Origin of the sequence: Methylophaga sp. UBA5088, assembly GCF_002414625.1 — a bacterium.
GTDB lineage: Bacteria > Pseudomonadota > Gammaproteobacteria > Nitrosococcales > Methylophagaceae > Methylophaga > Methylophaga marina.
Genome location: NZ_DIAC01000047.1, coordinates 1 through 11900, shown reverse-complemented (window position 1 = coordinate 11900; position 11900 = coordinate 1). Strand labels below are relative to the sequence as shown.

The 11900-nt window shown below is 42.7% G+C and carries 10 protein-coding genes; 7 read left to right on the top strand and 3 right to left on the bottom strand.

All coding sequences use genetic code 11. The features are described 5' to 3' along the window. The 6 genes from B4K20_RS06190 to B4K20_RS06165 form a co-directional block, all read left to right on the top strand. The coding region (locus B4K20_RS06190; protein WP_289282267.1) for a c-type cytochrome at window positions 1–797 on the top strand (797 nt) is incomplete at its 5' end. A gap of 309 nt (window positions 798–1106) precedes the next feature. Further along, a complete protein-coding gene (gene ccoG / locus B4K20_RS06185; RefSeq protein WP_286305197.1) occupies window positions 1107–2531 on the top strand; it encodes a cytochrome c oxidase accessory protein CcoG in 1425 nt (474 codons plus the stop codon). 12 nt (window positions 2532–2543) lie between these two features. After that, window positions 2544–3047 carry a FixH family protein gene (locus B4K20_RS06180; RefSeq protein WP_286305196.1) on the top strand — a complete coding sequence of 168 codons (504 nt, stop codon included), beginning with the start codon at window positions 2544–2546 and terminating at the stop codon, window positions 3045–3047. Between the two features lie 36 nt (window positions 3048–3083). Next, on the top strand, window positions 3084–5516 hold the full coding sequence (locus tag B4K20_RS06175) for a heavy metal translocating P-type ATPase (protein WP_286305195.1): 2433 nt from the start codon (window positions 3084–3086) through the stop codon (window positions 5514–5516). Window positions 5517–5611: 95 nt separating this feature from the next. Next, a complete protein-coding gene (gene ccoS / locus B4K20_RS06170; RefSeq protein ID WP_286305194.1) occupies window positions 5612–5827 on the top strand; it encodes a cbb3-type cytochrome oxidase assembly protein CcoS in 216 nt (71 codons plus the stop codon). 71 nt (window positions 5828–5898) lie between these two features. Continuing rightward, a complete protein-coding gene (locus tag B4K20_RS06165; protein ID WP_289282266.1) occupies window positions 5899–9129 on the top strand; it encodes an EAL domain-containing protein in 3231 nt (1076 codons plus the stop codon). On the opposite strand, the gene B4K20_RS06160 is transcribed toward B4K20_RS06165, so the two are convergent. From B4K20_RS06160 to pip, 3 genes are read right to left on the bottom strand one after another with little or no spacing between them, the layout of a single operon-like run. Then, window positions 9122–9751: a lytic murein transglycosylase gene (locus B4K20_RS06160; protein WP_286305192.1), complete on the bottom strand. Its 630-nt coding sequence runs from the start codon at window positions 9749–9751 to the stop codon at window positions 9122–9124. The genes B4K20_RS06165 and B4K20_RS06160 overlap by 8 nt on opposite strands. Window positions 9752–9774: 23 nt before the next feature. Then, complete coding sequence (dtd, locus tag B4K20_RS06155; protein ID WP_286305191.1) at window positions 9775–10212, bottom strand: D-aminoacyl-tRNA deacylase; 438 nt, start codon at window positions 10210–10212, stop codon at window positions 9775–9777. Then, the gene (gene pip, locus B4K20_RS06150; RefSeq protein WP_289282265.1) at window positions 10212–11174 is read right to left on the bottom strand and encodes a prolyl aminopeptidase; all 963 of its coding nucleotides are present in this window, start codon (window positions 11172–11174) and stop codon (window positions 10212–10214) included. The genes dtd and pip overlap by 1 nt, the downstream gene beginning before the upstream one ends. Window positions 11175–11364: 190 nt before the next feature. Here pip and B4K20_RS06145 point away from each other — a divergent pair. After that, on the top strand, window positions 11365–11900 hold a 536-nt coding region (locus B4K20_RS06145), incomplete at its 3' end, for an ATP-grasp domain-containing protein (RefSeq protein ID WP_289282264.1).

The window sequence follows — 11900 nt, the reverse complement described above, 5'->3', positions numbered from 1 at the left end:
TGGTTTACTTTATCCTTTATCCATCACTGCCGTTGATTAATGACAGTACTAAAGGACTGTTGGGCTGGACTCAAATCAAAGAATACAAAGAAGATTTAGCTAAGGTTCAAGATGTTAGAGCACCGTTTGAAGAAAAACTGGCATCAATGACAGCTGAAGAAATTCTTGCTGACACTGAAATGCGTAACTATGCAGTTGGTTCAAGTAAAGTGTTATTCGGTGATAATTGTGCCGCTTGTCATGGTACTGGTGGTGTGCCAGCGCCAAACTCTGGTTATCCAATTCTTGCTGATGATGATTGGCTATATGGCGGTGATATCAACACTATCGTCGCTTCTCTAGCAGCAGGACGTCATGGCATGATGATGTCTCATCAAAAGACTCTAAAACCTGAAGAAGTAGATAGCTTAGTTAAGTTTGTTGTGAATTTATCTAACGGAGAAGCGACTGAAGCAGGCTGGAAACTGTATAACGCGAAAGGCTGTGTTGGTTGTCATGGTGCTGATGCAAAAGGTATTCATGAACTTGGCTCAGCAAACTTAACCGACAAAATCTGGCGTTTTTCAGGGGATCCAGAAGAAATTCGTTACACCATTTTGCACGGTGTTAACGACCCATCTGATCCTTTAACCCGTGTTGCTATCATGCCTGCTTGGAATGAGAAGCTTGCAGTGAAAATTGAAGCAGAGAAATGGGATGAAGAGCCTGAATACGAAGGTGATGAAACAGAACGTTTATCTGTGACTGAAATTAAGAAATTAGCTGTTTATGTCCATCAGTTAGGTGGTGGTCAATAATTAATATTAAAACTCCCAGTGGAGTGACTGGGAGTTTTGATAGTCTTTTTCAGGAGAAAAGAGATATGCATATTGACGCAGTTGTTATTGGAGCGATCGTATCCGTTGTACTGACCATTGTTGTGATAGGTGTTATCGGTTACAGAATCATGAAAAACTTAGACGATAAATAATTTTATCCGACATTCGTTTAAACGAAAAAAAGCCGACAAACGTCGGCTTTTTTATAACGAATTAATATCAGTAAATACTAATATAATATTGGGCGTGTGTTAAAATACACGAGCTAAATCTTTTTCCGGAGATGATATGAGTCAAACACAATCAAACGTCAATGATGATGTCACCCAAATCTACGAAGAAGTGTCTGATTGGCACGTTAATACCGGTGACCAGAAGGTCGTTGCTAAGCGTGTTAAAGGGCGTTTCAGATTAAGAAAGTGGATTGGCATGTCTGTTTGGCTGATATTTTTCTTGGGACCATACTTACGCTGGAATGGTCAACAGGCAATTTTGTTTGATATTCCAGAACGTGAGTTTAATTTCTTTCAGTTAACGATCTATCCACAAGATATCTGGATGTTGTCGTTAACCTTACTGTTTTTTGCTATTTTACTCGCTGCCGTGACCAGTATCGCTGGCCGTGTATTTTGCGGTTACTTCTGCTTCCAGACCGTTTGGACTGATATCTATACATTCATAGAGACGAAGCTGGAGGGAGACAGTCCTCAAAAAGTCATGAAGTTTAAACAAGCCCCTTGGTCTATAGATAAAGTGACTAGGGTGCTGACAAAACATACCTTATGGATTGCGATTGCACTGATAACAGGTATTTCATTTGCTGCCTGGTTTACTGATGCTTATCAATTGTGGCCTGATATTTTCACCCTACAAGCGCCTCTTCCTGTCTGGATATCGATGGCCGTTTTTGGTGTGTTTACCTACGTTTTCGCCGGTTTTATGCGCGAGCAAGTTTGCTTTTGGCTGTGTCCATATGCTCGTCTTCAAGGTGTCATGTACGATCAAGACACCATTCTGCCTGCCTATGATGCTGAACGTGGTGAACCCCGAGGTAAATTGAAAAAGGGTCAGCTTGAAGATGAATCTAAAGGCAGTTGTATCGACTGTAAAGTGTGTGTTGCTGTCTGTCCGACAGGGATCGATATTAGAAAAGGGCAGCAAGAAGGCTGTATCACTTGCGGTATGTGTATAGATGCTTGTGACAGCATTATGGATAAAACCAATCAACCGCGAGGTCTGATTCGTTATGCGTCATACAAGGAATTACATCACGATAAGAACGTTTTACCGATGTATAAACGTCCACGTGTCATTATTTATAGCTTAATTTTACTGACAGCGTTATCTGGAGTGATTTATGGCTTTTTTACATTATCACCAACAGAGTTCCAAGTAATTCATGATCGTCAGCCATTATATGTTCGTCTGAGTGATGGTGGTATTCAGAATAAATACACATTAAAAATGTTAAACAAAACAAAAACTCCAATAGAAGTCCGATACGATGTACTTGGACTTGAGGGTGCGACCTTGCATGGAATGAGTGATAAAATTACGGTTGAGCCGGGTAAAGTGGTGCCCGTAACAGCCTTGGTTCGCGTACCCGATGATAAAGTAACTAAAGGCTTGATGCCTATAGAATTTAAAGCTGAAGTAATCAATAATTCAGCCATATCAACTTCATATGAAAGTATGTTCATGGCACCTGAGTAGATGAGGAAGAGAATGCAAATTTCCCAAGAAAATAGCCAAGCAATGAAAAACCCATGGGTACTGGGGATGTTAGTATTTTTAGTGGTTTTTCTGAGCGCTAACGCTGTATTTATCTATTTAGCGTTTAAATCTCCGCCAAACCTTGTCATTGAAGACTTTTATGAAAAAGGTCAGGCATACGCCAAAACTGAAGAAGAAATTGCAAAAGAAAAAAGCCTTGGTTGGTCAGGCGTTTTATTGATGCCAACTTCCTCTAGAGTCAATCAAGTCCAAACCTATGAAGCAGTGATTACCGGACAGAACTCAGCTGGCCTGATGCTGGATTCAGTTAAGTTCTTTGCTTATAGACCATCCGATAAGCGTCAAGACTTCTCGGCAGAGATGCACCCATCAGGCCATGGAAGTTTTGTGACTGATGTCAGTTTTGCTTTACCTGGAAGCTGGGACATTATCATCGAAGCTCACCGTGGTGACGATAAATATGTGCTAACACGTCGGATTCAAATTAATCCTTAAATATTCATATTCAGTATCTGAAACGCAGGATTAGTTTTGGCAATATCTTGTTATCATTGCGGTCTACCCGTTAAAGACCCGAACGAATTCAAAACAGAAATAGGCGGGGAGGAGCGTGTCTTTTGTTGTCATGCCTGTCAAACCGTTTGCGAGACAATATACGGTGCCGGCTTACAAAGCTTTTACACAAAAGCGGCTGAAACAGATTTACTCTCGCCACCACCTGATATGCTGGGAGATCTCTCAGCCTATGATTTAGATGAAGTTCAATCTGATTTTACGGATACCAGTCAGAATGATAGAACCATTCATCTATTGGTAGAAGGTATTCATTGCGCGGCGTGTGTTTGGCTTATTGAAAATGCACTTTCAGCTTTGCCTGGCGTGCTCAATGCTGAAGTGAATTTAACCGCGCGAAGATTGAAACTGCACTGGGATAATTCAATTATTCCACTATCAACGGCATTGAATCGTTTAGCTGAAATAGGCTACTCTGCTGTGCCATTTGATCCTGAAACAGCTGAAGGAGCGCTAGCTAAGCGCCATAGAGGCTTGCTGTATCGAATGGCCTTTGCTGGTTTTGCAATGATGAATATGATGTGGGTTTCTATTGCATTATACAGCGGCGCAAGTGATGGTGAGTTTCGTCAGTGGTTTCACTGGATAGGTTTTGTGATAGCGACACCAACCTTGCTCTATTCAGGCTATCCCTTTATCCGTAGTGCACTCAGTGGTTTGAAACAGCGTTATCTGACGATGGATCTACCCATTGCGATCGGTGCAACGACAACTTATTTGTATTCAACCTATGCCACCATTAATAAGTTAGATACCGGACATGTTTACTTTGACACGGTGGTAAATTTCTTATTCGTGATTCTGGTGGGGCGTTACCTTGAAGCTATCTCGAAAAAGAAAGCGCTTTCGGCCACCAGGCGAATGCTGGAGTTACAGCCTAAGTTTGCAACGGTTTTAGTTGATGATACGTCTGAAGTTGTGCCGATACGTGCAGTACAGATTGGGCAAACGGTACTGGTTAGACCGGGTGAAAGTATTCCTGTCGATGGAATTATCATTGACGGTGAGAGTGCGGTTGACGAGTCCATGCTGACTGGTGAATCTGTTCCTGTGGTTAAGCAGGTCGGTGATACGGTCGTTGCTGGAAGCATCAATGGTGAAGGTGCGTTTCAGGTACGTGTTGAACAGGTATTACGCAATACCGCTTTAGCAAAAATCGTTGCACTGATGGATGAGGCCCAAGCGTCCAAAGCACCAATTCAAACATTGGCCGACAGAATTGTGCCGTGGTTTGTATTGATCACATTAACGCTGGCTTCTTTAACCTTTCTTTATTGGTTCCAGTCTGACTTTGAGGTCGCACTACTGGCTGCGGTGTCAGTATTAGTGGTGACGTGTCCATGTGCATTTGGCTTGGCCACCCCAATGTCTGTTGCGGTGGCTACAGGAGTGGGGGCACAACGTGGTGTGCTGGTGAAGCAAGGAGAAACACTCGAACGCCTATCTTCAGTCAATCATTTTGTGTTTGATAAAACAGGGACGTTAACAACAGGTCAGTTAAATGTTCACATGGTTGAACCTTGTGCAGAATTAACCGAATCTGAACTGCTTCAGTTGGCCGCATCTGTAGAACAGAATTCAGAACACACTATCGCAACAGCAATATGTGAAACAGCCGCTTCATCTGCATTGAAACTTCTTCCGATAACAAAATTTACAACCATACCCGGGCGGGGAGTAACGGCTTATATAGACGATAAATTGATACTTGTAGGCACACGTCAGTGGTTGAACTCACAGGATATTCACTTCCCTGAGCATCTGACCGAAAAAATGTCTCAATACGAGAAGCAAGGGATTAGTTGTGTCTCCGTTGCGGTAGATGGCTCTATAAAGGGAATTATTGGATTGACTGATTCGCTACGTCCGGATGCGCTATCGACGATCCAGTTGTTACAGTCGATGGGTACCAAGGTCACGGTACTCAGTGGTGACCGTCTGGAAGTGGTCAATGCTGTAACCCAGTCATTTTCAGATATACAACGGTTTGCAGAAGTATTACCGCAGGATAAATCTGCTGTTGTGAAGTCAATGCAAGCTCAAGGTGACATCGTGGCTATGGTCGGTGATGGTGTCAATGATGCCCCTGCATTAATTCAAGCTGATGTAGGTATTGCATTAGCATCAGGGACTGATGTATCAGTTGAGAGTGCAGATGTCGTTTTATCACATCAGGAGCTGATAAAAGTGGCAGAAGCAAAATTGCTGGCCAGTACAACCTTACGCATCATTCGACAGAACATAATGCTTTCTATCAGCTATAACGTTATCATGGTGCCATTAGCGATGTGTGCATGGGTTAATCCGTTAGTTGCCGCCATCACAATGCCGATTAGTTCATTGTTGGTTATCGGAAACTCTGCCAGAATCGGAAGACTTGTGAAGAAATAAATAGAACAAAGCCAGTTAAACTTCACTGTGCCAGGATTGTCTTTCTTTTTCTTTTCATCGCCTCGTCGTCATGAATGAAGAGTTTGGAGTATGTGATGGAAGTCATCTATGGTTTGCTCCCAGGTATGTTACTACTTGGTATTATCGGTGTTGCTGTGTTTTTCTGGGCAGTCAGAAATGGTCAATATGATGATATGGATGGTGCTGCCAATCGGGTACTGATGGATGACGATGATATGTCATCTTCTTCAGCACCCAAAGAAAAACAAAAACAGACTGAAGCCGAAAATAACGATGAGAGTAAAGATTGAGGCTATGGAAGGCTAAATGTTCAATCAATACGGTTATTCATTCAATGTTTAAAAACTGGAGTATTAAACATATGCTCCAACTGTGGGCAGCCATCACCTTAGTGGCTGTTATTGTTATGGGCATTATGGCTAATTACGCCAATAATTTGATGTCCGAGACACAGTCTATTTTCATTGAGCATCTACTGCCGATAGAAGCTAACAGCCGTCAGCTTAGTCAAGCTGCTTTACTTTTTGCACAACGACAGCAACAGTTTCTTAGTGTTTCTGATGTGTCTGCATTACCTGAATTTGCTGATAGAGCAGCAATTGAACTCATGTTCCAGGAAAATGCGCAGCTGTTATCTGAGGCTTTGGATAACCAGCAGGAGGCTCACCGCTTATTAGAGTCTTTATCAACAACATATCAAGATTATCTAGTGCTTGATAGCAAGCTTTTCCAGTTAAAAAAACGTCATCTTGAATTAGCCAGTGACATCAAAGCCAAGCAGGCTGGCAATGAGCGTGTTTCTGCCTCATTGCTAAATTTGATGGATGATCTCGAAAAACGCCTGCGCAATGATAACCTCGTCTCGCTTCTAAACTTAGCCAATCCTCTTAAAAGTCATATCAATGAGCTTCGTTTACTCAACTATAAGTTGTTTCTGCGAACAGGCTATATATCTGATTTTTCTCAATCAAAAAAACAGTTTAATACTGTTTTTGCTCAGATCGAACAGGATATTAATGCTTTCTCTAGTCAGACTTTTGAGTTGATGTATGTGTCTGAAACGTTACAAGCCATAGAAAGGCAAGTGGAAGCACTCAGGGTATTGATGGGTGGTGAAACTGGATTGATAGCGATAGAAGAAGAGAGCACAGCTACACAGTCAGCGTTAGTCAGAGAGCAAAGTGTTTCTATCAAGCTGATGTCGAGCTTAACAACGCAACTCAATCAGTTAATAAAACATATCAATTTACAAAATTATGCTGAGATCAGTGATGACGTTACTTCGGCCAATTACTCATGGTGGCAAATTATCGTTGTAAGTGTCTTTATCATGAGTGCTGTCATGATATTTGCGTATATTTTATTCAATAGGATCAACCAGCCTTTAGTGCTCATCAAAGACTCTATCCGGTCACTTTCTGAGGGGCGGTTTGAGACAAGAATATCAGTGACATCCACTCAAAATGAAGTCTCTATGCTGGCTAAAGATTTTAATCACTTTGCTGAGGTGACCCAGAATCTTATTGCTGATTACAGCAAAGCTAAAGTCACCATGCAGCATAAAAAGCAGCAACTCAGAGCAGTATTAAATAGTGTCCCAGAAGCCATTCTATCTCTTAATGAAGAAGGTTATATCATTGATATAAACCCTGCTGGTGCCAGCATGTTCGGTGGTGCTATTGAGGATCTTCTTGGTCAGCACTTATTACAGTTTTTTGCTGAAGCAAATAAGCCTGAATCAATTGATGATTTAGAGCTGGATGATGAGTCGAGTGGTGAGTATGAAGGTCTTCGCATGGACGGTACGGCTTTCTCATTATGGATTTCCGTCAGCAGGATAATCAGTGGTAGTGATGACTTTGTCTGGGTCTGTGTCATAGCGGATATCACGAAATGGAAGAAAACGAATCAGCAATTGCATCAGATGACATCAGAGTTGAACACCATTTTAGAAAACGCGATGGTGGGGATCGCTTTTATTCGTGACAGAAGAGTGATACGAGTTAATCAGAAGTTTGAAGAATTATTCCAATATAGTCGTGAAGAGATTGAAGGACAAAAAACACGATTTATCTATCCAAGCCAAATCGCCTACGAACAATTTGGCGAACATGTGTCTCAATATCTCTCAGTGGGGGAGAGTTATGAAGCTCAGCTGGAATTAGTTCGCAAAAATGGAGATAGGTTCTGGTGCGCTATGGCTGGCAAATCGATTGAAGCTGATGCCCCGCAAAACGGATCGATATGGTTATTTGAAGATGTAACAACACAGCGCCAAAATGAGGAAAGGTTAACCAATCTGGCGAGTATAGATAGTCTCACAGGCTTACCCAATAGAAATGTCTTTAATGATCGGCTTGAGCATGCAATTCACAAAGCGCACCGTGACTCTGGCCGACTTGCTGTCTGCTTTCTCGATCTGGATCACTTTAAACATATTAACGACTCTTTAGGGCACAAAGCAGGTGACAGTCTTTTAAAAGAGGTAGCGAAACGAATTAAAGAGACGATTCGTGAAGGTGATACGGTAGCCAGATTAGGCGGCGATGAATTTACTGTTATTCTGGAGAATATTCGATCTGCACAATATGTAGGGAAAGTGGCTGAAAAAATAATTCATGCCATGTCACAACCTTATTTTATTGATGGTGTTGAAATCAATATTAGCCCAAGTATTGGTGTGAGCCTCTATCCAGCGGATGGTCGTGATGTTGACATGCTGATCAGAAATGCGGATGCCGCCATGTATCACGCAAAAAAAACGGGGCGAAATAATTTCCAGTTCTATTCTGCGGATATGAACGCACAAGCCTCATTAAGACTTGCTATGGAAACGGCTTTAAGACGAGCCGTCGAGCAAGAAGAATTCTTCATTCATTTACAGCCACAAATTGATCTCGATACTGGAAAAATGAACGGTGCAGAAGTGCTATTGCGCTGGAATAGTACACAGTGGGGCTTAGTCTCACCCGCAGATTTTATACCCATTCTTGAAGATACTGGCATGATTGAATCTGTCGGTGAGTGGGTGCTGAAACAGGCGTGTCAGTGCTTTTTAAATATTAAGCATAAGCTAGCGGAAGACTTCAAATTAGCCGTTAACTTATCTGGCCGCCAATTTAAAGGCGGTAATCTTGCCAGTCGTATCCGCTATATTCTTGCGGAGACAGGTATGCCGACTAAAAATCTGGAGCTGGAAATTACGGAAACCATGTTAATGGAAGATCCTGAGCTGGCAACCTTAACATTATCTGAGCTCAGTAAAATGGGTATTAGCTTAGCTATTGATGATTTCGGTACGGGCTATTCTTCCTTGTCATATTTGAAACAGTTTCCATTGAATGTACTTAAAATTGATAGCAGTTTCATACGGGATGTCACCACCGACAAAGACGATGCCGCCATCGTCAATGCAATTCTGGCAATGACGGAAAGCCTGGGCTTGATAGTCGTTGCGGAGGGTGTGGAAACCAACGAGCAACTCAATTATCTAAGACAGCATACTTGCCAGTGTGCACAAGGCTATTTATTCAGTAAGCCTGTTAGCGAAGAAGCCTTCTATGAACTGGCAGAAAAAGAGACGCTTATTTAGTTTGATAAATTAATAGCGTCTTATTATTGCTGCTAAAAATAACCGTGAGATTAAGCTTCTGATAAAGCCAAATTATGTCTGCGTTACCTTCATCATCTGGTAATCCTGTATTAGTGCTATCAGGCGCACCAAAGCGTTCTTGAATCATTTCTTCATCTAAACGAACACTGGGTATATAGGTAATCGCTGCAACAGGTGATGACAATAAAAACTGTTTATCTTCTTCTGCCAATTCATGCTGATGCGCGCCACTAGGTTGTAGTTTTCCTGCTGATGCTCGCTCCAACATATCAGCGATTTTGTCTTCATCTACGACGAGATTCAGCACCATTTTGGCTGATAAACCACCTAAGTTCACACTATCAAAATAGGCTTCAACCGTGGCTTTATTATCCGGATCTGTAAAGATGGCTGTTTTGCCAAACACACGGAGTGCTTGTTGAGCCGTTTTATAATCAGTTTTACCTAAATGAATGCCAAATACTTGGACATTATTGTCAGGCATCACAGTCACTTCCCATGGTTTACTGGCAGGCGGTTGAGGCGATGGGATAAGCATGATGGCGGCAATGCCAACCAATACCAATAACAGCCCGACAATAAAGTTTCTGATAATGCGCATTCAAAAAATCCTGTAACAGTAGTTTAGCTCTGAAGCCAGAAAGTCACTGGCCCGTCGTTAATGAGTTTAACCTGCATGTCAGCACCAAACTGACCGGTACAAACTTTAGGATGCTGCTTATTAGCGGCATCAACAAACTCATTAAACAGTTGATATCCTATGTCAGGCGATGCAGCAGAAGCAAAGCTGGGACGTAGGCCTTTTTGCGTGTTTGCTGCCAGGGTAAATTGCGGGACAAGCAGTAATCCGCCATTAATATCTTTCACGGAGAGATTCATCTTGTCATCCACATCAGCAAACAGGCGGTAATTGATCACTCGCTCCACCAGACGTTCAATCATCGCCGATGAGTCGTCTTTTTCAAACCCCACAAATACCAGCAGGCCATGATCGATCTCAGCAATACATTGATTATTGACTTCAACCGAAGCCTGTTTCACACGCTGCAATAAGGCTATCACTACAGTTCATCCGCGAACGCATCGGTAGCCTTGACTAAGGCATCGACCACTGCAGGTTCGCCCGCAGCATGTCCCGCAAGAGGTAACACCGTTAAGCTTGTTTCAGGCCATGCCTGGTGTAGTTCCCAGGATTGCTGTAATGGGCAAACAATATCATAACGACCATGAATAATATGGGTAGGAATATGACGTAATGAGTCAATTTCGCTCAAGATAGGCCGGTTTTCGATAAAACATTGGTTCAATGCATAATGTAACTGAATACGTGAGTGGGCCAATGGGCCGGGCGCTTCAGTTAAATCGGCTTCGTACTCATGATCTCGCATGGTCACAATCGTCGCCTCCCAACTGTTAAGAATGGCAGCCGCTGATAATTGCAGTGACTCATCAGGATCGGTTAGCCGAGTATAGTAAGCCTTCAGTGGTCTTAGTTGTTCCGAGTCATCTAGCATATGCGTTAAGCGATGCCATGCTTCCGGAAATAGCTTTGAAGCGCCTCCTGCAGCATAAACCCAATCAATATCTTGCTGGCGCCCCAGAAATGTACCACGCAATATCATGTGTATGACGTTGTCAGCGTGATCTCTTGCATAACACAACGCCAATGTCGCTCCCCACGAACCGCCAAAAATCACCCATGTATTTATACCGAGCTGGGTGCGGATATACTCCATATCACTGACTAAATGCGCGGTGGTATTGTTTTCAAGCTCACCGCTGGGCTTAGAACGTCCGCAGCCACGTTGATCAAACAACACAATACGATATTTTTCAGGATCGAAATATTGACGATGTTGTGGACGACACCCTGAGCCAGGGCCACCATGCAGAAAAACAACTGGAATCCCATCAGGATTGCCGCATTCTTCGACATAAATTTCGTGTTTCTTTCCAGAAGATAAGGTCTCTCTCTCAAGTAAATGGGTTTGATAAGGTTCTATTTCTGGGTATAGCGTTAACATCTAAAAACTCGTTTAAGGCATTCAGCGTGAACTATATCATGTGTAGTGATGGTAATTATTGCGCTATTGCGAGAAAATATAACGTTTTCGACATTGAATTAAGATCTTGTTTTTATCAACAAATCGCAGATTATTAAAAGATAACTGTCGCTGGCGTTGAAAAGACAACCAAGTAAGGCAAGAACATACAATGAATCTGCATGAATTTCAGGCCAAACAATTATTTAATCGATACGGTGTGCCTACACCTCAAGGTCAATCCGTTGCTGAACCCGCTCAAGCTCGACAAGCCGCTGAGTTACTAGCAGGCGAGCGTTGGGTCGTTAAGGCACAAGTTCATGCCGGTGGTCGCGGCAAAGCGGGTGGTGTCAAAGTGGTGAATTCTCTGGATGATGTAGAATCCGCCGCAGCCGGCATGTTAGGTACACATATTGTCACCCATCAAACTACAGCTGAAGGCCTGCCCGTACACCAGGTACTGGTAGAAAGACCGACCAATATCAGTCGTGAAATTTATCTGGCCGTACTGGTTGACCGAAGTTCACAACGTATTGTTTTTATGGTCTCAGCAGAAGGCGGTATGGATATCGAAGCCGTGGCGGAAGAACAACCTGAGGCGATACTGAATTTATATGTGGATCCTGTTGTTGGCTTACAGGGATATCAATGTCGCCGTGCAGCCTTTTTTCTTGGCTTGACTGGCAATAGCTTCAAACAGCTACAGTC